General features: G+C 68.0%; 20 protein-coding genes. 11 read left to right on the forward strand and 9 right to left on the reverse strand.

From position 1 onward, the window contains the following. The first annotated feature begins 8 nt into the window (after positions 1-8). The 6 genes from E0H45_RS17125 to E0H45_RS17150 all read left to right on the forward strand — a co-directional run bounded on the left by E0H45_RS17125 (position 9) and on the right by E0H45_RS17150 (position 7113). Positions 9-896 carry a RecB family exonuclease gene (locus tag E0H45_RS17125; RefSeq protein WP_131338395.1) on the forward strand — a complete coding sequence of 296 codons (888 nt, stop codon included), beginning with the start codon at positions 9-11 and terminating at the stop codon, positions 894-896. A gap of 49 nt (positions 897-945) precedes the next feature. Further along, positions 946-1710, forward strand: coding sequence for an ABC transporter ATP-binding protein (locus tag E0H45_RS17130; RefSeq protein WP_131338397.1), 765 nt, complete (start codon positions 946-948; stop codon positions 1708-1710). Further along, positions 1710-4232 (forward strand): ABC transporter permease, encoded by a 2523-nt coding sequence (locus tag E0H45_RS17135; protein ID WP_131338399.1) that lies wholly within the window; start codon positions 1710-1712, stop codon positions 4230-4232. Before E0H45_RS17130 ends, E0H45_RS17135 begins: the two co-directional genes overlap by 1 nt. Before the next feature lie 59 nt (positions 4233-4291). Continuing rightward, complete coding sequence (locus tag E0H45_RS17140) at positions 4292-5044, forward strand: IclR family transcriptional regulator (protein WP_131338401.1); 753 nt, start codon at positions 4292-4294, stop codon at positions 5042-5044. A gap of 45 nt (positions 5045-5089) precedes the next feature. Next, the gene (gene glpK, locus E0H45_RS17145) at positions 5090-6610 is read left to right on the forward strand and encodes a glycerol kinase GlpK (RefSeq protein WP_131338403.1); all 1521 of its coding nucleotides are present in this window, start codon (positions 5090-5092) and stop codon (positions 6608-6610) included. Between the two features lie 119 nt (positions 6611-6729). Beyond that, positions 6730-7113, forward strand: coding sequence for a hypothetical protein (locus E0H45_RS17150; RefSeq protein WP_131338405.1), 384 nt, complete (start codon positions 6730-6732; stop codon positions 7111-7113). A 48-nt stretch (positions 7114-7161) separates the two neighbouring features. Here E0H45_RS17150 and E0H45_RS17155 read toward each other — a convergent pair whose 3' ends face one another. The 4 genes from E0H45_RS17155 to E0H45_RS17170 form a co-directional block, all read right to left on the reverse strand. Then, entirely contained in the window at positions 7162-8874 is a 1713-nt protein-coding gene (locus E0H45_RS17155; protein ID WP_131338408.1) for a glycerol-3-phosphate dehydrogenase/oxidase, read from the reverse strand. A gap of 48 nt (positions 8875-8922) precedes the next feature. Continuing rightward, positions 8923-10440, reverse strand: a complete 1518-nt coding sequence (glpK, locus tag E0H45_RS17160; protein WP_131338409.1) for a glycerol kinase GlpK — start codon at positions 10438-10440, stop codon at positions 8923-8925. A 27-nt stretch (positions 10441-10467) separates the two neighbouring features. Further along, on the reverse strand, positions 10468-11304 hold the full coding sequence (locus E0H45_RS17165; RefSeq protein ID WP_131338411.1) for an MIP/aquaporin family protein: 837 nt from the start codon (positions 11302-11304) through the stop codon (positions 10468-10470). 134 nt (positions 11305-11438) lie between these two features. Then, on the reverse strand, positions 11439-12050 hold the full coding sequence (locus E0H45_RS17170; RefSeq protein WP_131338413.1) for a VOC family protein: 612 nt from the start codon (positions 12048-12050) through the stop codon (positions 11439-11441). Between the two features lie 231 nt (positions 12051-12281). Here E0H45_RS17170 and E0H45_RS17175 point away from each other — a divergent pair, with 231 nt between their 5' ends. The 5 genes from E0H45_RS17175 to E0H45_RS17195 all read left to right on the forward strand — a co-directional run bounded on the left by E0H45_RS17175 (position 12282) and on the right by E0H45_RS17195 (position 19609). After that, positions 12282-15746 carry an NACHT domain-containing protein gene (locus tag E0H45_RS17175; RefSeq protein WP_131338415.1) on the forward strand — a complete coding sequence of 1155 codons (3465 nt, stop codon included), beginning with the start codon at positions 12282-12284 and terminating at the stop codon, positions 15744-15746. 403 nt (positions 15747-16149) lie between these two features. After that, positions 16150-17118 (forward strand): alpha/beta hydrolase, encoded by a 969-nt coding sequence (locus E0H45_RS17180; protein WP_165546490.1) that lies wholly within the window; start codon positions 16150-16152, stop codon positions 17116-17118. Next, a complete protein-coding gene (locus tag E0H45_RS17185) occupies positions 17115-17915 on the forward strand; it encodes an SGNH/GDSL hydrolase family protein (RefSeq protein ID WP_165546491.1) in 801 nt (266 codons plus the stop codon). Before E0H45_RS17180 ends, E0H45_RS17185 begins: the two co-directional genes overlap by 4 nt. Before the next feature lie 18 nt (positions 17916-17933). Next, positions 17934-18440 carry a SigE family RNA polymerase sigma factor gene (locus tag E0H45_RS17190; protein ID WP_131338420.1) on the forward strand — a complete coding sequence of 169 codons (507 nt, stop codon included), beginning with the start codon at positions 17934-17936 and terminating at the stop codon, positions 18438-18440. Then, on the forward strand, positions 18437-19609 hold the full coding sequence (locus E0H45_RS17195) for a hypothetical protein (RefSeq protein ID WP_131338422.1): 1173 nt from the start codon (positions 18437-18439) through the stop codon (positions 19607-19609). The genes E0H45_RS17190 and E0H45_RS17195 overlap by 4 nt, the downstream gene beginning before the upstream one ends. Here the strand turns inward: E0H45_RS17195 and E0H45_RS17200 are convergent, their stop codons facing one another. From E0H45_RS17200 to E0H45_RS17220, 5 genes are all read right to left on the reverse strand, one after another. Then, complete coding sequence (locus E0H45_RS17200) at positions 19610-20677, reverse strand: ABC transporter ATP-binding protein (protein ID WP_131338424.1); 1068 nt, start codon at positions 20675-20677, stop codon at positions 19610-19612. 11 nt (positions 20678-20688) lie between these two features. Beyond that, positions 20689-21717 (reverse strand): ABC transporter ATP-binding protein, encoded by a 1029-nt coding sequence (locus tag E0H45_RS17205; RefSeq protein ID WP_202872463.1) that lies wholly within the window; start codon positions 21715-21717, stop codon positions 20689-20691. A 68-nt stretch (positions 21718-21785) separates the two neighbouring features. Further along, on the reverse strand, positions 21786-22799 hold the full coding sequence (locus E0H45_RS17210; protein ID WP_131338428.1) for an ABC transporter permease: 1014 nt from the start codon (positions 22797-22799) through the stop codon (positions 21786-21788). Positions 22800-22903: 104 nt separating this feature from the next. Further along, positions 22904-24682 carry an ABC transporter substrate-binding protein gene (locus E0H45_RS17215; protein WP_131338430.1) on the reverse strand — a complete coding sequence of 593 codons (1779 nt, stop codon included), beginning with the start codon at positions 24680-24682 and terminating at the stop codon, positions 22904-22906. 57 nt (positions 24683-24739) lie between these two features. Beyond that, positions 24740-25732 (reverse strand): ABC transporter permease, encoded by a 993-nt coding sequence (locus tag E0H45_RS17220; protein ID WP_131338432.1) that lies wholly within the window; start codon positions 25730-25732, stop codon positions 24740-24742. Between the last annotated feature and the right edge of the window lie 83 nt (positions 25733-25815).

Here is a 25815-nt window from a genome sequence, read left to right on the forward strand (position 1 = left end):
TTTGGGGCATGAGCGTTGCAGCTGCTGTCGATCCACACGTGCATCCGCGCGGGGCGTTGTCGCCGTCCCGGGCCGCGGACTTCATGAGCTGCCCGCTGAAGTACCGGTTCCGGGTGGTCGACCGGCTGCCGGAGAAGCCGTCGGCGGCCGCGGTGCGCGGGACCGTCGTGCACGCGGTGCTGGAGCGGCTGTTCGACCTGCCGCGCGGCGAGCGGACGCTGGAGCAGGCGGCGCAGATGCTCGAGCCGCAGTGGCAACGGGTGCTGGAGGAGGAGCCGGAGGTCGCGGAGCTGTTCGCGGAGGACGCGAGCGGCGAGGAGCTGGCGAAGTGGCTGGCCGAGGCGCACCAGTTGCTCGGCAAGTACTTCACGCTCGAAGACCCGAACGCGCTGGAGCCCGCCGAGCGGGAGCTGTACGTCGAGACCGCGCTGGACTCCGGTCTGGTACTGCGGGGGTACGTCGACCGCCTCGACGTGGCGCCGACCGGAGAGATCCGGGTGGTCGACTACAAGACCGGTCGCTCGCCGTCGGAGTTCTTCGAGGCGAAGGCGCTGTTCCAGATGAAGTTCTACGCGCTGGTGCTGTGGAAGCTGCGCGGTGTGGTGCCGGCGATGCTGCAGCTGGTCTATCTCGGCAACGGCGAGATCGTCCGCTACGTCCCCGACGAGGCCGACCTGCGCGCCTGCGAACGCAAGGTCTCCGCGCTGTGGATCGCGATCACCAGAGCCCTCGACTCCGGCGACTGGCGCCCCAGCAAGGGCCCGCTCTGCGAATGGTGCGACCACAAAGCCATCTGCCCGGCCTGGGGCGGCACACCCCCGCCGCTCCCCACCCGCTCGGTGGAGGAAGTCGCCGCCGAGTCGGCAGGCATAGACCTGATCACAGTCGACGGTTAGGCCCGACCTCGCCCCGGCGGAGGAACCCTGGGTAGATACGGTTCGTCGCATGAGTGTGGGCGATGTGGCGGTGCGGGCGGCCGGAGTCTGGAAGCGGTACGGCGGTGGCCTCACGCAGGTGGATGCGCTGGCCGGCGTGAGCGCGGACTTCGGGAAGGGCCGGTTCACCGCGATCATGGGGCCGTCGGGTTCCGGCAAGTCGACGCTGCTGCACTGTCTCGCGGGGCTGGACAAGCCGTCCGACGGCAAGGTGTTCCTCGGTGACGTCGACCTGACCACGCTGCCGGAAAAGCAGCTCACGCACCTGCGCCGCGACCGGATCGGTTTCGTGTTCCAGGCGTTCAACCTGGTCCCGACGCTGTCCGCGCTGGAGAACATCACGCTCCCCCTCGACCTGGCCGGCCGCAAACCCGACCAGGACTGGATGACCACGGTCGTCGACACGATCGGCCTGATGGACCGCCTCCGCCACAAACCGTCCGAGCTGTCCGGCGGCCAGCAGCAGCGCGTCGCCTGTGCCCGCGCGCTCGTGTCCCGCCCGGACGTGGTGTTCGCCGACGAGCCGACCGGCAACCTCGACTCCCGGTCCTCCGGCGACGTCCTCGACTTCCTGCATCGCTCCGTCCGGGAGTTCAACCAGACCGTTGTGATGGTCACCCACGACCCGACGGCCGCGTCGTACGCCGACCGCGTCCTGTTTCTGGCCGACGGACAGCTGCAGTCCGAACTGGTCGACCCGACGGCGGAGACCGTCCTCGACGCGATGAAGCAACTGGAGACCCAGCAGGACACCGCGGACGAGCTGGCCGGCTGATGTTCAAGCTCGGCCTCCGTTCGGTGCTCGCGCACCGGCTCCGCTTCGTGCTGTGCACGCTCGCCGTCACCCTCGGCGTCGCGTTCGCCGGCGGCGCGATGGTCTTCACCGACAGCCTGTCCACCGCGCTGAAGAAGAACTTCGCGGTCAGTACGGCGGAAGTCACCGTCACGCCGACATCCCCGATCGAGACCGGCACGGACCGCCCCGCGACCTTCCAGATCGACCTCGTCGACCGCATCGCCGCCGTACCCGGGGTCGCTGCCGCGGTCCCGCAGCTCCTGGTCAGCAACGTGCAGATCCTCGGCCCCGACGGCAAGCTGCTGGAGAACTACGGTCTGACGTCCTTCGGCGCGGCCTGGCCGCGGGACCCCGGTGCGGCGCCGTTCAAGCTCGTCGACGGTACGGCGCCGTGGGGCGGCGACCAGCTCGCACTCGACGAGTCGACCGCGAGCCGCGCGGGCTACCACGTCGGTGACCAGGTCCGGATCGTCACGCCGGCCCGCGCCGTCACCGCGACGCTGACCGCGACCACAACCCCCGCGCAAGCCGGTGCGGCGGCCGGCGCGCCGCTGGTCAGCTTCGACGGCGCGACCGCTCAGCTCCTGCTGCTCGGCAAGCCCGGCTGGACGTCGATCACCGTCTCGCTCAAGCCGGGTTCCGACGCGAACACGGTCAGCAAGGCGATCGGGGACACCATCGGCGACTCGGTCACGGTCCGGACCGCGAAGCAGGTCACGACCGACGGCGAACACGACCTGGACAACACCTTCGGCGGGTTCGGCACCGTGCTGCTGCTGTTCGCCGGTCTCGCGCTCTTCGTCGGCGGGTTCCTGATCGTCAACACGTTCGCGATGGTCGTCGCGCAACGGTCCCGGGAGCTCGCGATGCTCCGCGCGATCGGCGCGTCCCGCGGCCAGATCACCGGCACGGTGCTCGCCGAGAGCGTCATCATCGGCTTCGTCGGAGCGACGCTGGGCCTGCTGGTGGGCATCGGCGTGGCCGCCGGGATCCGGTTCGGCTACGAGTTGCTCGACCTGCGCATCCCGACCGCGTCGCTGCAGGTCACACCGACCACGATCATCGCCAGCTACGTGATCGGTATCGGCGTGACGGTCGCCGCCGCGGCACCCGCCGCCCGCCGGGCCGGGAAGCTCCCACCGGTCGCGGCGATGCGCGACGACGTCCACGTCCCGGAACGCTCGCTGCTCGTCCGGTTGCTGATCGGCGCCTTCATGCTGCTGATGGCCGTCCTCTTCTTCGGCATCGGTGTGAGCACCGGCGGACTGCCCGGCGCCGTCCTGATCACGCTCGGTACGGGCACCGCCGTCCTCGCGATCGTGATGCTCAACCCGATCATCAGCCGGTACGTCGTCCGCGCGTTGATGTACCCGTTCGGCCGCAAGGCGCCGGTCACCCTCGGCCGTCGCAACGCCGAGCGGAACCCACGCCGTACGTCGGCCACCGCGTCCGCGCTGATGATCTCCGTGGGGCTGATCAGCGGCCTGCTGGTGATCGGCGCCTCGGTGAAGGCGTCGATCGACAAGAGCATGGTCGACGCGCTCGGTACCGCCGAGATCCTCATCACGAACGACGGCACCCCCAGCTTCAGCACCGAGGTCGGCGACCGGACCGCGAAGATCCCGGGCGTCCAGGCCGTGCAGCGGGTCCGCCAGCAGTCCGGTGAGGTCGGCAGAGCGAACGTCCAGGTCACCGGAGTCAGTGACGGCACGCTGGCCGGGCCGGTCACGACCACGTTCGACGCCGGCTCCGCCGCGGCACTCGATGCCGGCCAGGCCCTCATCCCCCGCAACCTCGCCAAGACCCTCAAGCTCACCGTCGGCAAACCGTTCGACCTGAAGACCACGAGCGGCACCCATCGCCTGACCGTCGGCGGGATCGTCGCCCCGAACCGCCAGCTGAACGCGGTCGTCGTCTCGCTCCCGACGTACGCGACGCTCGGCGGGTCGCCGAGCGACAACCTGCTGTACGTCGAGGTTGCCAAGGGCAACCAGGTGGCGCAGGTCCGGACCGGGATCCTGGACCAGCTGCGCAAGGACTACCCGACGCTCCAGGTCCGCGACCAGGAGGCGTACGCCGCGGTCGCGCGGGAACCCGTGAACGGCGTCCTGATCGCGGTCGGGTTCCTGCTCGCGATGGCGATCCTGATCGCGCTGCTCGGCATCGTGAACACGCTCGCGCTCGGCGTGGTCGAGCGGACCCGAGAGATCGGCCTGCTGCGCGCGATCGGGATGGACCGGCCGCAGCTCAGCCGGATGCTCCGGGTCGAGTCGATCGCTATCACGTTGCTCGGCGCGTTCCTCGGTCTGGCGATCGGCGTCGCGTTCGCCACCGCGGTGCAGTCGGCGATGGTGGACGACGGCCTCGCGGTCCGCGACATCCCGGTGCTGCAGCTGGTGATCGCGGTCGTGCTCGCGGTCGTGTTCGGCGTACTGGCCGCGGTCTGGCCGTCACGCCGCGCGGCCCGACTCGACGTACTGCAAGCGATCGCTTCAGAGTGATCGTCCGGCGTGACGTGTGAGGTGGAGCCAGACCAGTGATTCACAGGTAGCCTGCCGGTGTGCCGGGGACCGTGCAGTCGATCGAGCGGGCCGCGGCGGTGCTGCGACTGCTCGCCGCCGCGCCTGACGGGTTGGGGGTCGCCGATCTCGGCAACGCGCTCGGCCTGGCGAAGACCACCGTGCACGGGATCCTCCGGACGCTGCACCAGGTCGGGTTCGTCGAACAGGACCACAGCGGCGCGCACTACCACCTGAGCGACGCGTTCGGCCGGCTCGGCGAGAGCTACCTCGATCCGAACGAACTCCGCAGCCGCGCGATCAACTGGGCCGACTCGCTCGCGTCGCGCAGCGGCGAGGTGGTGCGCGTCGGCCGCCTCGTCGAGGGCAAGGTCGAGGTCGTGCACCATGTCTTCCGGCCCGACGACAGCGACCAGGACCTCGACGTCGGTACGACGCTCCCTCCGCATGCGACCGCGCTCGGCAAGGCCGTCCTGGCGTACGACACCAGCGCCCGGCCACGAAGCCTGGAGGCGTACACGACGCGGACGATCACCGATCCGGTCCAGCTGGGCGAAGAGCTCGCGACGGTCCGGTCGCGCGGGTGGGCGACCGAGTTCGAGGAGCACACGGTCGAACTGGCGAGCATCGCGGCGCCGATCCGGGGACTCGGCGGGCTGGTCGTCGGCGCGGTCGGTCTCGCCGGCCGGATCGAGCGCATCTGCGACAGCCGGCTCCGGCACCGCGGCGACCTGGTCACCATGGTCCGCGCCACCGCCGACGCCATCGCCCGGGACCTCCGGGACGACACATGACTGTTGGCGCGATGGAGCGGGACCGGGTGAGTGGGGGGTGGGGGCATGGCTGAGCAGTATGTGGCCGCGGTGGACCAGGGGACGAACTCGAGTCGGTGCATTCTGTTCGACCGGCGCGGACGGCTGGTGTCGGTCGCCCAGCGGGAGCATCGGCAGTTGTTCCCGCGACCGGGCTGGGTCGAGCACGACGCCGAGGAGATCTGGCGGAACGTGGCCCGCGTCGTGCCGGCCGCGATCCGGCAGATCGGCGCCGCGCCGTCGCAGGTCGTTGCCATCGGCATCACCAATCAGCGCGAGACGAGCCTGCTGTGGGACCGACGTACCGGACAGCCGATCGGTCACGCGGTGGTCTGGCAGGACACCAGGACCGACCGGCTCGTCACCGAGCTGGCCGGTGACGAGGGAGCGGACCGGTTCGCGGACCTGTGCGGTCTGCCGCTGACGACGTACTTCTCCGCGCCGCGGATCAAGTGGATGCTCGACCACACGCCCGGTCTGCGGCAGCGGGCCGAGCGCGGCGAGGTCCTGTTCGGGACGATGGAGACCTGGCTGATCTGGAACTTCACCGGCGGCCCGAACGGTCAGGCGCGGCACGTCACCGACGTCACCAACGCCAGCCGCACGATGCTGATGAACATCGAGACCTTGGACTGGGACGACAAGCTGCTCGAGGCGTTCGACGTACCGCGAGCGATCCTGCCCGAGATCCGGCCGTCGTCCGGGGTGTTCGCGACCGCGACCGAAGTACTCCCGGGTGTCCGGATCGGTGCGGCGCTCGGCGACCAGCAGGCGGCGCTGTTCGGGCAGACGTGCTTCAGCGCGGGCGAGGCGAAGTGCACGTACGGCACGGGTTCGTTCCTGCTGCTGCACACCGGGCAGGAGATCGTCCGGTCCAAGCACGGGATGCTCACAACGGTCGCGTACCAGATCGGTGACCAGCCGGCGTCGTACGCGCTCGAGGGCTCGATGGCGGTCACCGGGTCGCTCGTGCAGTGGTTCCGGGACGGGCTCGGGATGATCCACACCGCGGCCGAGATCGAGACGCTGGCGCGGACGGTCGAGGACAACGGCGGCGCGTACATCGTGCCCGCGTTCTCCGGACTGTTCGCGCCGCACTGGCGCAGCGAGGCGCGGGGCGTGATCGCCGGGCTGACCGGCTACATCACCAAGGGGCACCTGGCCCGCGCCGTCCTCGAGGCGACCGGGTTCCAGACCCTCGAGGTGGTCGACGCGATGAACGCCGACTCCGGGATCGCGCTGACCGCGTTGAAGGTGGACGGCGGGATGACGGCCAACAACCTGCTGATGCAGTTCATCGCCGACCTGCTCGACGTCCGCGTGGTCCGTCCGATGGTGACCGAGACGGTCTCGCTCGGAGCGGCGTACGCCGCCGGACTGGCCGTCGGGTACTGGCCCGACCTGGAAGGCCTGCGCAGCAACTGGCATCGCGCCGGCCAATGGATGCCGCACATGGATCCGGCCCGCCGCGCCACGGAGTACGCGAACTGGCAGGCCGCCGTCCAACGCACCTTCAACTGGATCCGCCCCGAGGACCAAGACCTGTAGCAACCCTTTCGGGCACAGCCGAAGAGCTTCAGCCGAGATGTGGCTGTCAAACGCTTGATACATCGCCTGCTTAGCGTCCTGAGCCATCAGGTAATTCCAACTCGGGAGGAAGCACGCTCATGTTGTCAGCAGGCAGGATTCTCGCCGCCGCCGGGCTCGGACTGAGCACCATCGCCTTCGCACCGGTCGCGGCCGATGCGACCCCACAGGCAGGCCTGGTCATCACGCACATCAAGTGCAACGAGCAGGAGGACAACACCGGTGCGGACGACGCGTACCTGGTGGTCGACGGCAGCACCATCTGGGGGCCGGTGCAGATGACCACCGGTGACAGCAAGGACGTCCAGAACGTCGCCGTACCGCAGGGCAAGGTGCTGACCCTGATGGAGGGTGACTGGCCGGACGACGACGACAACCTCGGCGCCAAGACCATCAACGGTCCCGGCGACTACACCTTCAGCGACGACGGCTCCAACTACGTCGTCACGGTTGCCAACGGCTGACGAAACTTGGGGAGGGCTGTGTAGTGCAGCCCTCCCCACCCCTCCGGACTAGGCCGGGGAGACGATGTCCGGTGCTTCGAGGCGGACCTTGTCGGCGGACTCGTCGTCGGGCTGGTCCTGCGAGTCGCGTTCGGACTCGACCCGCCGGGTGTAGAACGAGACCTCGCGCTCGATCGTCGCCTCGTCCCAGCCGAGGATCGGCGCGACCAGCCGGGCCGCCGCCTCGGCGGCGCCGACGCCGCGGTCCCAGGCCTCGATCGAGATCCGGGTACGCCGGGCCAGGATGTCGTCGAGGTGACGGGCGCCCTCGGCCTTGGCGCCGTACACGATCTCGGCCTTCAGGTAGTCCTGCGTACCGGGCAGCTGCTCGCCCAGCGACGGATCCTCGGCGACCAGATCGAGGACCTCGTGGATCAGCGCGCCGTACCGGTTCAGCAGGTGCTCGATCCGGGCGACGTGCAGGCCGGACCGTTGCGCGATCAGGTGCCGCTGGTTCCACAGCGCCTGGTAGCCGTCCGCGCCGACCAGCGGGATGTTCTTCGTGACGCTGCGCGGCACCCGTCCGTCGAGCGCGTCCGCGGCCGCGTCGATCGCGTCCTTGGCCATCACCCGGTACGTCGTGTATTTGCCACCGGCAACCACTACGAGACCCGGCGCCGCGTGCGCGACGACGTGTTCGCGGGACAGCTTCGACGTACTCTCCGACTCGCCGGCGAGCAGCGGCCGCAGCCCGGCGTACACGCCCTCGACGTCCTCGCGGGTAAGCGGTGTGGTGAGAACGGCGTTGACGTGGTCGAGCAGGTACTCGATGTCCTTGCTGGTCGCGGCCGGGTGCGCCTTGTCCAGATGCCAGTCGGTGTCCGTGGTGCCGATCAGCCAGTGCCGGCCCCACGGGATGATGAACAGCACGGACTTCTCGGTCCGCAGGATCATCCCGGTGCTGGACTGGATCCGGTCCTTCGGTACGACGAGGTGGATGCCCTTCGACGCGCGGACGTGGTACTGCCCGCGCTCCCCCACCATCGCCTGCGTGTCGTCGGTCCAGACACCGGTCGCGTTCACGACCTGCTTCGCGCGGACCTCGAACTCGTGCCCGCTCTCCAGGTCCTTCGCCTGGACGCCGGTGACCCGCTCGCCCTGCCGCAGGAAACCGGTGACCTTCACCCGGTTGGCGACGAAGGCGCCGTACGACGCCGCGGTCCGGGCGAGCTCCATCGTGTGCCGCGCGTCGTCGACCTGCGCGTCGTAGTACTGCAATGCGCCGACCAGTGCGGACTTCCTGAGCGACGGCACGAGCCGCATCGCGCCGCGCCGGGTCAGGTGCCGGTGGATCGGCAGTCCGGCGCCGAGGCCGGAGCTGACCGCCATACCGTCGTACAGCGCGACACCCGCGCCGGCGTAGAACCGCTCCCACCAACGGTGCTGCAGCGGGTACAGGAACGGCACCGGCTTCACCAGGTGCGGTGCCAGGCGTTGCAGGAGCAGACCGCGCTCCTGCAACGCCTCGTGCACGAGCCGGAAGTCGAGCATCTCCAGGTAGCGCAGGCCACCGTGGATCAGCTTGCTGGACCTGCTGGAGGTGCCGCTCGCGAAGTCGCGGGCCTCCAGCAGTCCGGTCGTCAGGCCACGGGTCGCGGCGTCGAGCGCCGCGCCGGTGCCGACCACCCCGCCACCGACCACCAGGACGTCCAGTTCGCGCCCGTCGGCCAGCGCGTCGATCGCGTCGGCCCTTGCTTGCGGTGACAGAGCCACTACAGCCACTGTGTTCGTCCTTCCGAGCTAGTTGCCAGCCTTACCGATACTGCCTGATCAGTCGACGTCGACCCAGTCAAGCGTGCGCTGGACGGCCTTCTGCCACCCGGCGTACCCCTGAGCACGCTGCTCGTCGTTCCACTGCGGGTTCCACCGCTTGTCCTCGTTCCAGTTCTGCACCAGCTCGTCCTTGGTCTTCCAGAACCCCACGGCCAGACCGGCCGCGTACGCCGCGCCGAGCGCGGTGGTCTCCGCGACGACCGGCTTGCTCACCGGTACCCCGAGGATGTCGGCCTGCATCTGCATGCAGAGCTCGTTCGCCGTCACACCGCCGTCCACCTTCAGTACGTCGAGCCGCACGCCGGAGTCCTTCTCCATCGCGTCCGCGACGTCCTTGCTCTGGTAGCAGATCGCTTCCAGTGTTGCGCGCGCCAGGTGCGCGTTGGTGTTGAACCGCGACAGACCCACGATCGCGCCCCGGGCGTCGGACCGCCAGTACGGCGCGAACAGGCCGGAGAACGCTGGCACGAAGTACACGCCGCCGTTGTCCTCGACCTGACGGGCGAGCGTCTCGGTCTCGCTCGCACCGGAGATGATGCCGAGCTGGTCCCGCAGCCACTGCACCGCGGATCCGGTGACCGCGATCGAGCCCTCCAGCGCGTACACCGGGGCCTCGTCGCCGAACTTGTAGCACATCGTGCTGAGCAGGCCGGCCTTCGAGCGGACCAGCTCGGTGCCGGTGTTCAGCAGCATGAAGTTGCCGGTGCCGTAGGTGTTCTTCGCTTCACCAGGGTTGAAGCACACCTGACCGACAGTCGCCGCCTGCTGGTCGCCCAGGTCGCCGGTCAGCGGTACGACGCCGGCCAGCGGACCGTTGGCGAGCGTCTCGCCGTACATGTTCGGATCCGACGACGGCCGGATCTCCGGCAGCATCTGCCGCGGGATGTTGAAGAAGCTGATCAGCTCGTCGTCCCAGTCGAGGGTCTCGAGGTTCATCAGCATCGTGCGGCTGGCGTTCGTGACGTCAGTGATGTGTACGCCACCGTTCACGCCACCGGTCAGGTTCCACAGCAGCCAGGTGTCGGTGTTGCCGAACACGGCGTCACCGGCCTCGGCCGCCGCCCGGACGCCGTCGACGTTGTCCAGGATCCACTGCACCTTGCCGGCCGAGAAGTACGTCGCCGGCGGCAGGCCGGCCTTCTGCCGGATGACATCGCCCTTGCCCTCGCGTTCGAGCGCGGAGGCGATCCGGTCGGTCCGGGTGTCCTGCCAGACGATCGCGTTGTAGTAGGGCCGGCCGGTCTTGCGGTTCCAGACCACAGCCGTCTCGCGCTGGTTGGTGATGCCGAGCGCCGCCAGGTCGCTCGACTGCAGACCCTTCGAGCCCAGCGCGGTCTGGATCACCGAGCTGGTGCGCTCCCAGATCTCGACCGGGTTGTGCTCGACCCAGCCGGCCTGCGGCAGGATCTGCTCGTGCTCCAGCTGGTGCTTGCCCACCTCGTTGCCGGAGTGGTCGAAGATCATGAAGCGGGTGCTCGTGGTGCCTTGGTCGACGGCGCCGACGAAGTCAGCCATGGATAGTCCTCTCCTCACGCTGCGCGGTCATGCTGCGGTCTTCTCCTCCGGGATGCGGCCCGGCTCCTCGTCCTCGTCGGCGATCGGAAGGTTCCGGCCGACCAGCAGGTCGTACAGGAACGCACCCACCAGCGCGCCGATGATCGGTGCCACGATCGGCACCCAGAAGTAGTAGTCCCCGAACTGATCCTTGAGTGCTCCTCCGTAGCCGGTGATCAACGACGCGACCCGGGGACCGAAGTCACGGGCCGGGTTGATCGCGTACCCGGCGTTGGTGCCCCACGCCATCCCGATCCCGACCACCAGCAGGCCGACGAGGAACGGCGCCATGTTCGCCGCCGGGGCCGTGTTGCGCAGGTCGGTGATCGCCAGGATCACGAACATCAGGATCGCCGTACCGATGATCTGGTCCCGGAAGCCGCCCCACATGTGCACGCCGAGATCCAGGCTGCCGTTGCCGGGCAGGGTGGAGAAGATGCCCTGGGTCTTGATCGTGTGCCCGGGGTCCACCTTGCCGATCGCCTCGGTGTAGTTCCAGCGAACCACGAGCGCCGCCAGGAACGCCCCGAGGAACTGCGCCACCACGTACGGCAGCACCTTCTTCCAGCTGAACCCGCGGAACGCCGCCAGCGCGATCGTCACCGCCGGGTTCAGATGCGCGCCGGTCATCCGGCCCGCGGTGTAGATGCCCATGGTCACACCCAGACCCCACGCCCACGAGATCGAGTCGTGGTCCCCGATCCCGCCCGCCACCACCTGCGCCACCACGCCGACGCCGAACAGGATCAGGATGAACGTGCCCGCCAGTTCCGCCGAACACTCCCCCAGAAGGGTCTTCGCTTTGACCGCTTCGGTCGTAGCCATACCGAACCTCCCTTCCCCGCCGTGACGACCACGGCTTGCTGGAATGTAGGAGCGATCGTGAGGCGGCACAACGCCCATCGTTCGACATTGTCGAACGCAGCGCACAGGACTTCCGGCTGCGACACCCACTGAACTCACCGCAGCGAGTACGTACCTCCCGGCCCGGCGACCGTAGCCTGCAATCCAGGCTCACCCACCGCCACTCTCAGGTCGACTTCCAGAGCCTCGAGTACGGCGTTGACCTCGTTCGGCCGTGGGTGCGTCGCCCCGAAGTCGACCAGCTCCACCGACGGCAACCCCGACCCCGCCGGATGCCGACTCGTCCCCCAGTCGATCAGGAACGGCACAATCCCGTCGTACGGCGCCGGGTACGTCGAGGTCAGCCGCCAACTCAGCAACTCCCCCGCGGGCGTCCTCCGACTCATCGGCTCGATCGACCCGAGATCCGCACCAGCCACCCGCGCCGCAACCACCGCGGCCTCGAGATCCGCCGCCCGAACCGCCCACGTCACCAGCCGCGCACCCCGAAGCCCCTCGATCCCGAACGGCATCGCCCCCGCAACCGGCCGCTCCACATCAGGCCCAATGATCTCCAGGTACGACGCAGCACCGAACCCGACCAGATAGTTCCGCGTCCCCCGCCCCACATGCCGCCCACCCTCAACAGGCTCCACCCCAGTAGCCGCAGCAAACTCCGCCACACTCTTCCGAAGATCGTCAGTAGCCAGAACCAGATGATCGAACATGCCCCGACCCTACGACTCTCGACGTACGACGAGATTGACAGCAACAGGCCGTCTCCGGCCCACCACGGGCCTCAGGGCCCGCTCGCCGGCACGACTCGCCCTTAGTGGAGAGTTTCCAGCCCATCGGTGGAGGGATTCTGGCCCCTATCGCAGGAAAATCCTCCTACCACCAAGGCCACAATTACTCGGTAGGTTTGGTCTCCGGTTTCGTCTCACCCAAGGAGCACCGCTGTGGCCCGCTCGCCCTACACGTTCACCGGCGCGCTGGAGCTCCTGGACCCCGACCGCAAAGCCGGCAACGTCCTCGGCAAGATCTTCGGCGGAGCCCTGTTCGTCGGTGCTGGCGCCGCCTTCGTCGCCGGCGGCCCGGTGGTCGGCATCACCGCAGCGGGCTGGCTGGCACTGATCGACCCCAAGAACGAGGCTGTCAGCCTGCTCGACACGATCGTGACGAACGTGTCCAAGCGACTGCGCGGCACGAAGGACAAGAACCAGCTCGAGCTCGTCGTGGCCGCCCACACGATCACAGCGGTCTCGTCGTTCTTCGACGCGCTGCCCCAGATCATCGGGCCGAAGTACCGCGACCTCGGCCTGACCGACCAGGAGCGGCGCCGGCTGCTCGCGGTTCCTGGAACCGACCCCGACGACCTGTTCGACGCAGTCGTACCGTTGTCGTCGCCGGAACTCGGGCTCGAGGAGAACCTCGACCGCAACCTCAAGCCGTACTACGAGCGGCTCGGGCGACGCTGCCTCGACTTCTTCACCGGACTCGAGGCCTGGAGCCGGCTCGAGCCGGTGCCGGCGGCCGCGCTGCTGGATGTGATCGTCGAACGGGCGGCGTCGCTGTACAGGAGCCGGATGCTTGAGCTCAGCACCTCCGCGCCGTTCAGTCTGTGGGTGACGCTGAACGAATTCTCCGGGACCCGCGAGCTGATCCGCACGCAGGGAGACGTACAGGCGGCGGCGCTGGGCGAGCTGCGGATCATGCTCAAGATGGTCATGCCCGGCAGTCCCGCGCCGCGGAACAGCTACCGCAAGAAGTTGGCACTCGCGGCCCGGGAAGTCCTCGACGAGCCGTTGCTGCGGTCGCGTACGCAGTCCGTCGCGTCACCGATGGTCCGGGACGGGTTCGTCGAACCGTCGTTCCACTACGCCGTCGCGGACGGCCGATCGCGGCCTTCAGACGAGGACTGGTGGTCTGAGCAGCCGGAGCATTCGTCGCTGGTCGAGTACGTCGCGAGCTATTTGGCGAGTCCCGAGGGCGCCCGTCGGCCACTGCTCCTGCTCGGCCATCCCGGGGCTGGAAAGTCGCTCCTCACCGAGGTGCTCGCGGCCCAGTTGCCGGACGACGCGTTCGCAGTCGTCCGCGTACCGCTCCGTTCGGTCAATCCCGACGACGACCTAACGCTCCAGATCAACAAGGAGCTGCAGCGGACTCTTCAGCGGCCGAACGCCGATCTGGACGAGCTACGTCAGGAATGCGGGGCGTGCGAGTCCTGCAATGACGTGAGCAGCTGCCCGCACCAGTGTCATCTCGTCGTACTGCTGGACGGCTTCGACGAACTCGTCCAGGCCACCGGCGTCACCCAGTCGGCGTACCTGTCGAAGATCGAGGAGTTCCAGAAGCGCGCCCGAACCCTCGGTACGCCGACCTCGGTCATCGTCACCTCCCGGACGGTCGTCGCCGACCGCGCCGAGATCGCCGCGGACACCCCGATGATCAAGCTGCGGGAGTTCGACCGGCCGCGGATCGAGCGCTGGCTCGCCGCCTGGAACGCCGCGCACGCCGGGCTCGCCGAGTTCGTGCCGCTCGAAATCGAGGAGATGACGGCCTCGGACGAGATCACCGAGCTGAGCAGCCAGCCGCTGCTGTTGCTCATGCTCGCGGTCTACCTGGCCGAGCTCGGCGCGAACCAGCTCGGCGGCGCCGACCTCACCCAGAGCGAGCTGTACCAGCGGATCATGGACCGCTTCATCACCCGCCAGATCACCGAGAAGACGGCACCGGACGCTTCGGACGCCGAACAGAAGCTGCTGCAACGTCAGCAACGCCGTCAGTTGCAGTACGCCGCCATCGGCATGTTCAACCGCGGCCGCCAGCACATCACCGACACCGAACTGAACGCGGATCTCGCCGCGCTCGACCCACCCACCGGCACCGCCGCCGGACTCCAGCCCCTGAGCGCGGCCGACCGCGTCCTAGGCGAGTTCATGTTCGTCCACAACCCCCGGGCCGACCGCGAACAACGCAGCGCCTACGAATTCCTCCACGCCACCTTCGGCGAGTTCCTGGTCGCGGAACTGGTCCTGGAACTCCTGGTCCAACTGATGCGCCACCGCGACCTGGAAACCACCTCACTCAGCCCGCAGCCAACCGGCCTCGACGACACCCTCCTCCGCCGCCTCCTCAGCCACCAACCAATCAGCACCCGCGCACCCGTCCGAATCTTCATCGCCGAGCTCGCGGAGCAGCTCCCCGAAGGACAACACCCGTCCCTCCAGGCCACGATCAGCCATCTCCTACGCCGCGAACAAACCCGCCCAGACCCCGACGACCAGCTCTACCGCCCGCTCCCCTACCACCCGGTACGCCGCCGGGCCTGCTACACCGCCAACCTCACCATCCTGCGCGTCGGGCTGGACACTGAGCCTGTCTCGGTGCTCGAGTTGTTCGACCTCGAGAACAACGGCGACGGCTGGCGCGGGATGGTACGCCTGTGGCGCGCCGGCATGGACATGGTCGGCTGGTACACGGTCATGCAGGTCCTGGCCATCGAGGCTTCTGAAGAGCAACGTCCCTGGTGGGAGTTTCGGGTCTGCCTTCGCCTCGAGCCCACCCACGATCCGATGATCAACGAGGCAGAGCTTGTGGGCGACCCCGAAACCAAGGCGCGATTGACGGTGGGCGCCAACGTCACGCGCTCGAGCGACGACCCTTGGAGAGAGGCAGATCTGGACGCGATCTCGCAGATCGCGATGATCCAGTTCGACAGCACGGGGACGCCGCGCTTCGGCCACCTACTACCTTATGACTTCGAATGGTACTTGGGTCTGCTCGCCATCGTGTCGGGTCGCCCGCCCATCAACGGGAACGTCAAGCGCGCAATCGTGGTGCTCCTCTCGCGGGCGGCCGCCGATCTCCCGACAAACTACGTCCGCAACCTCCTGGGCCACGCAATTCCGCCACCCGACGTCGATGGTTCTGGGGTCGAACTCGCAGCCATCGCCGCGAGGCACCCGTCGCTGCTCGACGATCTGGCCGGGCTTCGGGAGTGCATCGTTGCGACCACGGCAGCGTTTGCGCCGACGGCCGTTGCCTTGCTCTGGCATGCCGAGCAGCAGGCATCGGGAGCCGAGCGGGGTTTGCTCAGGCAGGTCCGGCTCGATCTCGACCGACGCCTCTCGGACGAAGGCATCGCCCCGTACGAGGACGTCTACTTCGCCCCGGAGTTCCTCACGTACCTTCGCATCGAACAGCCGCCGCACTGGGCTCCGGAGCTTCCCCTGCCGCGGATGTTCGACGGCCTCGATGAGCCGATTCTCGCGACCATCGCTCCGGAAGACGCGCTTTACGTGGCGGTGACCTGGGCGGACTTCGACGGCGGATTCGCCATGAGGTACCTCGCGAGCCGAGACGTGCCTCTTGAGGACGGGCAGGACGCGCTCGAGGTGTTGCGGGCGTACGTCGGTTCCTGAGAGGGAGCTGAGGGCGGCGGGTGCTTGCCAACCTGTTTGGCCGGTTGGGCGTCTCGGCAGTGGGTCTGCTGGTTTGGAGGGTCGGATGAGTGTGTCGCTGCTCGGGGGATGGTTTCCGGTGGTGCTGGAGGTGCTGGCTGCCGGTGTGTTGGTTGCGGCGGTGGGATGGCGGGATCGGCGGTGGCGGCGGCGGATGCCTTGGTTGGCTGGTGGGGCTGGGCTGGTGACTCTGGTGGCGGCTTATCCGGGGGCCAAGGTGGTTGGGCTGACGGATCCGTTGCCGTTTGTTGTTTGGTTGTGGTTTGGGGTGGGTGTGGGCGCCTTGATCGTGCTTGGGGTGGGGTGGCGGTCGGCTCGGTGGTGGCGGCGGGGGGCTGGGGTTTTGGCGGTGGGGTTGGCGGGGGTGGTTTGTGCGAATGGGATCAACCAGTTCGTTGGGTACTACCCGACGATCGACTCCGCGGTGAACGACTGGACCGACACGCCGTTGCCGGGGCAGGTGTCGATGTCGGGGCTCGCCCACGCGGCCGGTACGACGAAGATGCCGCCGGCGGGGCGGCTGGTCGCGGTGGACATCCCCGCGACATACAGCCACTTCGACCACCGGCAGGAGCTCGTGTACCTGCCGCCGATCTGGTTCGTCCGCAGCGCGCACCGGCAGGCGCTGCCGGCGGTCGAGTTGATCGGTGGCGAGCGCGGTGGGCCGGGTGACTGGGTGCGGCTCGGCAACGCCGTACAGGTGTCCGACGCGTACGCCCACCGGCACCACGGTTTCGCCCCGATCCTGGTCTTCGTCGACGCCACACATCGCTTCGACAACGACACCGAGTGTGTGAACGGTCCGCGGGGCAACTCCGCCGACCACCTCGACGAGGACATCCCGCGGTACGTCGAGAAGACGTTCGGCGCCTCCACCAACCCGCGGCAGTGGGCCGTCGCGGGGTTCTCGATGGGCGGCACCTGCGCCCTCGACCTGGTCGTCGAGCACCCGGACGTGTTCGACCACTTCGTCGACATCTCCGGCGACCTCGCGCCGTACACCACGACGCCGGCCGCCAGCCTGCACGATCTGTACGGCGGCGACGTGGCGCTGGAGAAGGCCAACGAACCGCTCCTCGTGATGCGTGCCCACGGCAAGTACCACGGGGTCAACGGCCTGTTCCTGACCAGCACCGAGGAGCTGCGCCACCAGCACGAGGCCGAGGAACTGTCCAAGGCCGGAGCCAAGGTGGGCATCTGGTCCCGGGTCGAGATCTCCCCCGGCACCCACGTGTGGCAGTTCGCCGCGCCCGCGTTCGCGTCGGCCTATCCTTGGCTCGCGAACCAGCTCGTCCTCCCCCAGCACGAAGGGAGCCACACCAAACCGGCGTGATCCAGACACTGCGGCGGCTCGCTGCCGGCTTGCTCGTGCTCGCGTTCGTCAGCGCGGTCACCGGTGCCGACACGGTCAGCGAGGTCCTCCCACCGAAGCCTGGTGAGGTCCGGGTGGTGGCCCTCGGCGACTCGGTCACCTCCGGGTCCAACTGTGATTGCGCCGCCTTCCCCCAGCTGTACGGCGACCTGCTCCACAACCGCTCCGCCGTACCGGTCACGGTCGACAACCAAGGCGTCGCGGGCCTCGACTCGACCGGTCTGCTGCAGGAGCTCGACCAGCGCAACTCCCTCGTCGAGCAGACCGCGAAAGCCGCCAACGTCGTACTGCTCACGATCGGCGCGAACGACTTCGGCGACCACCACGACGACGTCACCAGCGGACAGTGCACCGGCGACTGCGTGTCCGACGAGTACGAGCAGCTGACCGCCAACCTCGGCCGGATCCTGAGCCGGGTGCACGCGCTCCGCGGCGATCTGCCGACCACGATCCTGATGACCGGCTACTGGAACGTCTTCAAGGACGGCGACGTGGCCAAGCAGCAGTACACCCCCAGCGGCCGGATCGCCAGCGACCAGCTCACCGTCCGCACCAACAACGCGATCGCCGCCGCGGCGCGGGCCGACGATGCGACGTACGTCGACATCTACACGCCGTTCGAGGACAGCGCCGACATCACCGCGCTGCTCGCCTCCGACGGTGATCACCCGGACGCGGCCGGTCACGCGCTGATCGCCCGGTTGCTTCTTGCTGCAACGCCCAACCCTTTGCCTACGTCCCCACGTCAGGGAGGGTAGACGGACCAAGGGGGACAGATGGCCGAGGCGACCGCGTTCGCCGAGTTCGCGACCAGCAGGCACGGCGCGCTCTTCCGGTACGCGTACCTGCTGACGAGCGACCGCGGCCTCGCCGAGGACCTCGTCCAGGAGGCGCTGGTCAAGACGTACGTCGGCTGGCACCGGCTCCGCGATCCGAACAACGCCGAGGCGTACACCCGCCGCGCGATCACCACCACCGCGATCGGCTGGTGGCGCCGGAAGTCCTGGCGCGCGGAGCGGCCGTACGACGACGTACCCGATCAGCCCGTCAGCGCCGACGACGCGACCGCCCGGGTCTGGCTGTGGCGCGAACTGCAGAAGCTCCCACCGCGGCAGCGGGCCGCGCTGGTGCTGCGGTACTACGAAGATCTCACCGAACCGCAAACCGCCGAGATCCTCGGCTGCAGCGTCGGGACCGTGAAGAGCCAGGTCTCCGACGCACTCAAAAAGCTCCGGACCCGCCTGGGCTCCGATGTTGTGTTGAAGGCAGGAGTCACCGAATGAACGACCTCCTCAGGGACACCCTGGCCGAGCGTGCCGCCGGCACCGAGCCGCCGCCGCTCGACCTCGACGGCATCATTGCGGCCGGCAACCACCGTGCCGCTCGGCGGCGCACCCTCGGCATCCTCGGCGGTGCTGTCGCGACCGCGGCCGTGGCCGTCGGCGGAGCGAGCGTGCTGAGGCCCCGCAACGAACAACCCCAGCCGGCCCACCCCGGGCCATTCACGCCGCGCCGCGCGACCTTTGCACTGGGCAACGAGATCCACTACGGCTCCGAGGTCATCTCGGTGGCACCGCACAAGGTGACCGCCTTCGTCCAGACCGACGCGGGCTTCGTGTTCCTGAACGCCGACAACGCGATCCACGTGGCTGACCGGGCCGGCGTCCGGAGCCTCGGCAAGAGCGCCTGGCGACTCACCGCCGACCACCGCGGCAATCTGGTCGCCTGGGTCGAGACCCACAACGACCAGGGCGAGTCGGTCGTGTACGACGTCGCCGCGGGCCGCGAACTCGTCCGGACGCCGATCGGCAACAAGTTCCCGAAGTACGCCAGCCTCGCCCACGGCCCGGAGATCGTCGCCCTCGACGGCAACACGGCGTACTTCGGCACGCTGGACGGCCTGTACCGCTGGGACATCCGGAAGAACCAGGGCGAACTGATCGCCAAGGTCTCGACGATCGCGGTCCGCGCCGTGACGGCCGGGCAGATCGTGTTCCAGCAACCGCTCGAGCAGCGTCCACCCGCCGTGAGCCTGGCGGTCGCGAAGACGGTGTCCGCAACCGCTCCCGCAAGGTTCTCCGGCCAGCAGGCGTTCCTCTCGCCGGCCGCGAGGTACCTCTTCACTGAGACGGACGACGCCCTGATCAGCATCGAACCGGGCTGGGCCGGCCCCAAGCTGTACGAGGTGGAGACCGGCCGGAAGATCAAGCTGCCGTACGCCTACGACAGCCTGTTCTTCGGCCAGTGGCTCGACGACGACAGATTCATTGCCGCAGGCAAGCGCCGGTTCTCGGAGGCGGCCGAGACAGATCTGCTCGTCGTCACCGCCGCGACCGGCGCCGTGAAGGTCGCCGTACCGAACTTCTCCAAGCTCATCTTCAGCACGACGCCGCCACGGATCGCGCCGTTCGCGTTGCCGACCGGCGGGCCGATCATCGACCTGGCCGAATGATCAGTCGGCCGAATCCGCCTTGGCGGCCGGTGCTTCCACGTTCTCCGGGAAGTGGCAGGCGGTCTGGTGACCCGGGGCGAGCTCGACCAGCGGTGGCTCCGTGACCTTGCAGATCTCCTGCGCCTTCCAGCAGCGGGTGTGGAAGCGGCACGCCGGCGGCGGGTTGATCGGGCTGGGGACGTCGCCCTGCAGCCGGATCCGCTCCTGCTTGGCCTTCCGCTTGGTGTCCGGCACCGGTACGGCGGACAACAGCGCGACCGTGTACGGGTGCATCGGCTTCTCGTACAGGTCGACGCGGTCGGCCAGCTCGACGATCTTGCCGAGGTACATGACCGCGACACGGTCCGACACATGCCGTACGACGGACAGGTCGTGCGCGATCATCACGTACGTCAGGTCGAACTCTTCCTGCAGGTCCTCCAGCAGGTTCACGACCTGGGCCTGGATCGACACGTCCAGCGCGGACACCGGCTCGTCGGCGACGATCAGCTTCGGCCGGAGCGCCAGCGTGCGCGCGATCCCGATCCGCTGCCGCTGACCGCCGGAGAACTCGTGCGGGTACCGGTTGTAGTGCTCCGGGCTCAGACCGACCAGCTCGAGCAGCTCCTGCACGGCCTTCTTCACGCCGTGCTCGGTCTTCACGTTCTGCAGCCGGAACGGCGCACCGACGATCTTGCCGACCGTGTGCCGCGGGTTCAGCGAACCGTACGGGTCCTGGAAGATCATCTGTACGTCGCGGCGCAGCGGACGCATCTGGCCCTCGCGCAGGTGACTGATGTCGCGACCCTCGAACACGATCTTGCCCGACGTCGGCTCCAGCAGCCGGGTCAGCAACCGGCCGGTCGTGGTCTTGCCACAGCCGGACTCGCCCACCAGCGACAACGTCTCGCCACGGGTCACGTTGAACGTCAGCCCGTCGACCGCCTGCACTGCACCGACCTGGCGCTGCAGGATGCCCTTGCGGATCGGGAAGTGCTTGACGAGTCCGTCGACCGACAGGATCTCCTCACCGATCTTCGGAACGGCGGGAGTGGATTCGGCGTCGGCAGTAGTCCCTGGAGTGCTCACAGTCGTCCCGTTCACAGCTTCGGCTTGATGTCGGTCTCCCACGCCTTCTGGCGTTCCTGCGGGGAGAGATGGCACGCGACCAGGTGGCCGTTACCGGTGTCTAGCAGCTCGGGCCGCTCGGTCTCGCTGGCGCCGCCGTTCAGGTGCGCGTAGTTGCAGCGCGGGTTGAACGCGCAGCCCTTCGGCACGTTGATCAGGCTCGGCGGCGTGCCCTTGATCGGCATCAGCCGCTCGGAGCGCTCCCGGTCGATCCGCGGCATCGACCCGAGCAGACCCCAGGTGTAGGGGTGCTGCGGGCGGTCGAAGATGTCCTCCGCGGTGCTGTACTCGACCGCGCGGCCGGCGTACATCACCTGGATGTCGTCGGCCAGCTCGGCGACCACACCGAGGTCGTGGGTGATGATGATGACGGCCGAGTTGAACTCGCGCTGCAGGTCCCGGATCAGGTCCAGGATCTGCGCCTGCACGGTGACGTCGAGGGCCGTCGTCGGCTCGTCGGCGATCAGCAGGTCGGGGTCGCAGGACAGCGCCATCGCGATCATCGCGCGCTGCCGCATGCCGCCGGAGAACTGGTGCGGGTACGCGTCCACCCGGCGGTCCGGCTGCGGGATGCCGACCCGGTCGAGCATCTCGATCGCGTGCTTCTTCGCGACCGCCTTGCTGACCTGGTTGTGCACCCGGTACGCCTCGACGATCTGCGTGCCGACGGTGTAGAAGGGGTGCATCGCGGACAGCGGGTCCTGGAAGATCATCGCCATCCGCTTGCCGCGCAGCAGCCGGACCTCTTCACGCGTCGACGTCACCAGGTCCTGGCCGTCGAGGAAGATCTGCCCGCTGATGTTCGCGACACCCGGCTTGTGCAGGCCCATGATCGACAGGCTGGTGACGCTCTTGCCGGAGCCGGACTCGCCGACGATGCCGAGCGTCTTGCCGCGCTCCAGCTGGAACGAGATGCCGTCGACGGACTTCACCACACCGTCGTCGGTCGGGAAGTGCACCTTCAGGTCGCGGACGTCGAGGAAGGCTTCGCCTCGCTCCACCCGCTGCACGGAGTCCTGCTGTGCGGAATCCTGCTGTGCGGAATCCTGGGCTTCTTCGATCGGCTCGGTCACGAGATCCGCACCCTCGGGTCGACGACGGCGTACAGGAGGTCAACGACCAGGTTCGCCAGCACGATGAAGAACGCGGCGACCAGGGTCACGCCGAGCACCTTCGGCAGGTCGTTGGCGCGCAGCGCGATGACGGCGTACTGACCGATGCCGGGCAGCGAGAATGTGGTCTCGGTGAGGATCGCTCCACCCATGAGGAGGCCGAGGTCGAGACCGAAGATCGTCAGGATCGGCGTCAGCGCCGACCGCAGGCCGTGCCGCAGCACCACGGTTCGCTCGGTGAGGCCCTTGGCGCGGGCGGTCCGGACGAAGTCCTCGTTCATCGTCTCGAGCATGCCGGCCCGGGTCAGTCGTGCGTACGCCGCGGCGTACAGGAAGGCCAGCGTGACCCACGGGAGGATCAGGTCGTACGCCCACCACAACGGGTTCGTCTCGTCGAGTGGGTTGACGCCGCCCTGCTGGGTCCAGCCGAGGCCGTAACTGAAGATCGACAGCGACAGCAGGCCGGTGAAGAAGATCGGCAGCGACACACCCGCGAGCGCCACCGACATGAGTGATCGGTCCAGCACCGACCCACGTCTCAGTGCCGAGACGATGCCGGTGCCGACGCCGGTGATGAGCCAGATGAAGGCCGCACCACCGGCGAGCGACGCAGTCACGGGTATTCGCGCGACCAGGTCCGGCCAGACCGGCTGCTGGGTCAGGAACGAGTAGCCGAAGCACGGAGCCGGGCATCGCTCGGTTCCGGTGCCGTAGTTGTAGTCCTGGCCAACTACGAGGCCTTTCACGAAGCGGCCGTACTGCACGTAGAGAGGGTCGGTGAAGCCGAGCCGGACCGCAGTGTTGTGGATCTGCTCCTGCCCCGCGCTCTTGCCGACGTAACGGCCGGCCAGGTCGTCGGCGGTGGCACCACCGAGTCTCGGGACGAGGAAGAAGATCCCGAACGTGACGGCCGTGACGATGAAGAGCAGGAGTACTGCTCCGATCACCCGGCGGACTAGATATGCGAACACCGTGCTCGGCGTGGTGGCCGGTGATCATCGCTGATCACCGGCCACCCTCAGCCTTCACCTACCTCTACTGGTGATTGTTGGTCAGGGCAACCGACTGCCGACTACTACTTCTGTGCGAGTCCGATGCTCGCGTAGTCGTACATGTTCTGACCGTCGTTGCTGAACACGTTCGCGAGCGTGTCCGGGCGGTACAGCAGGCCCTTGGCCCAGATACCCGGCAGCACGCCGGCCTGCTCCATGACCTTCTTGTCGACGTCCACCCAGATCTGGTTACGGGCGGCCTCGTCGGTCGTCGCCAGCGCCTTGTCGATCAGCGTGTCGACCTCCGGGATCCGGATACCGAGGTTGGTGTTACCACCGGCGGCCCGGATCACCCGGCTGTCCACGATCTGGCTCAGGAAGCCGAAGCCGTCCGGCCAGTCCGCACCCCAGCTGTAGACGATCATGCCCAGGCCGTTGGCCTTCGCGTAGTCCGGCTTGCCGGCGTACAGCTTGGTGTAGTCACCGGTCGGGAAGCCCTTCGGCGTCAGCTTGATGCCGACCTTGGCCAGCGACTGCTGCAGCGACTCGGCGACGGCCTTCTCCTTCGGCCGGTCCGCGCGGTAGGCGATGTTGGTGCTGAAGCCGTTCGGCATTCCGCACTTCGTCAGCGCTTCCTTCGCCTTCGTCGGGTTGCCGTTCTTGTCCTGCTCGAAGCCGTAGTCGTCGAACTTCTGCGCGCCCGCGACCGACGGCGGCATCAGGTTCGTCGCGATGTCGCCACCGATCGGACCGCCGTACGCACGCTGGTAGCCCTCGTGGTCGGCGGCGTACAGAACCGCCTTGCGGCACTCGACGTTGTCGAACGGCTTGACCTCACTGTTGAACACCGTGAAGTTCAGGCGCGTGGACAGCACGTTGTCGGTGTGCGCCTTCAGCTTCGGGTCGGCGAGGACCTTCGCCTGGGTCTCGGCCAGCACACCGGTGCCGACGATGTCGACGTCGAGGTCGCCGGCCTGCAGCCGGTTGTCGATGTCGGCGCCGTTCACGTTGTAGGCGACGGTGATCTTGTCCGGCAGCGCCTTGCGGCCCGAGTCCGGGTCGGTCGCCGGGTCGTACTGGTCGTTGCGGACCAGCGTGAAGCCCTTGTTCGCGTCGTTGCTCTCGAACTTGTACGGGCCGCTCGAGATCGGGTGCAGCTGGTACTTCGTGCCGGTGTCCTTCGCCTGCGGGACCCCCGCGGTCGACGGCAGCTGCGCGAAGTAGTCGAAGCCGGCGAACGTCTTGTTCAGGTGGAAGACGATCGTGTAGTCGTCCGGCGTCGTCATCGCCTTGGCCAACTGCTTCATCTGCGGGTCCTTGGCGACGCTGTAGTCCTTAGGGACGTCGACCAGGAAGTCGTTGAAGTACGTCGGGCCGTTCGGCAGCGTGGTCTTATCCAGCGACCGGGCGACGCCGTACATGACGTCCTTGGCCTTGACCTCGGTGCCGTCCTCGAACTTGACGCCCTTGCGGAGCTTGTAGGTCCAGGTCTTGGCGTCGTCGGTCGGCACACCGGGAGCCTCGGCGAGGTCCGGGACGACCTTTCCGCCTTCCTTGCCCGGTGCCGACTTGAAGACCATCAACGGCCGGACGTAGTTGCGCGCCAGGTTCCAGGAGAGGCCGTAGTAGGTGTCACCGGGATCGGTGGAGTCCCACTTCTCGGTCGCCGCCATCCGGAGCGTGCCGCCCTTTTTGTCGCTCGGGTTGAAGATCTTCCCGTTGGCCGCGTCGAACTCAGGTGTCGCCGCGCTGCTGCCGCCACCCGACCCTCCGGAGGAAGCCTTCGGTCCCCCGCAGGCCACCAGGCTCAAGGCGACGGCCGCACTGACGGCGGTTACCGTCGTGATGCGATTCCATCTCATCTCTTGTTGCACCCCTTTAATCGTTGAGAGCCAGGCTCCCTGGTTGATGCGAAACGCCTACCGGGATCGCGGGTCGAGCGCGTCGCGCAATCCGTCACCGAACAGGTTGAACGCCAGCACGGTGACGAAGATCGCCAAACCGGGCGGAATCATGTACATCGGGTCGACCTGGTACCAGTTCGCCGCGCCGGACAGCATGTCGCCCCAGCTGGCCGTCGGCGGCCGGACACCGAAGCCCAGGTAGGACAGGCCGGCCTCGAACAGGACGTTGGTCGGAATCAGCAAGGTCGCGTACACCAGGATCGGCGCGATCAGGTTCGGCAGCAGTTCGGTGAACAGGATGTACGGGCGGCGCGCACCGAGACTCCGGGCCGCGTCGACGAACTCCCGCTCCCGCAGCGACAGTGTCTGCCCGCGGATGATCCGGCCGATGTACGGCCAGCTGAAGAAGCCGATGATGAACACGATCAGCGCGACCCGCAGGGTGTTGCCTTTCAGCCCGAAGATCTGGTCCGGGATCGCACCGACCATCGCCAGCGCGAACAGCACCAGCGGGAAGGCCAGGAAGATGTCCATCAGCCGGCTGATCAAGGTGTCCACCCAGCCGCCGAAGTAACCGGCGACGATACCCAGCGTGACACCGATCACGACCGACAGCAGAGTCGCCAGGAACGCGATCAGCAGCGAGATGCGGGCGCCGTACACGATCCGCGCGAAGATGTCCCGGCCGTTCACCGGCTCGATGCCGAACGGGTGGTCCCAGCTGATCCCGCCGAGCTTGCCGATCGGGGTCTGCAGCGACGGGTCCACCAGATCCTGGTGGAAATCGTTCGGGGTGACACCGACCAGTTTGCAGACCACCGGCGCGAAGATGCCGACCAGGATCAGCAGCAGTACGAAGGCACCGCCGGCGAGCGCGACCTTGTCACGCTTCAGCCGGATCCACGAGATCTGCCACAGCGACCGGCCCTCGATCTTGCCCGCGCCTTCGAGGATCGCCTCGGGTTGCGCTGAGGTTGATCCCGGCTCGACCTCGAGTGGCGTGCTCACGCGATGAGTTCCCCTGCCTGGTTCGGATGAACCGGAACGAAATCCGGAATGGCTGCCGCCTTAACCTGCCGCCATTACAGCCC

Source organism: Kribbella soli, assembly GCF_004331345.1.
Lineage (GTDB): Bacteria > Actinomycetota > Actinomycetes > Propionibacteriales > Kribbellaceae > Kribbella > Kribbella soli.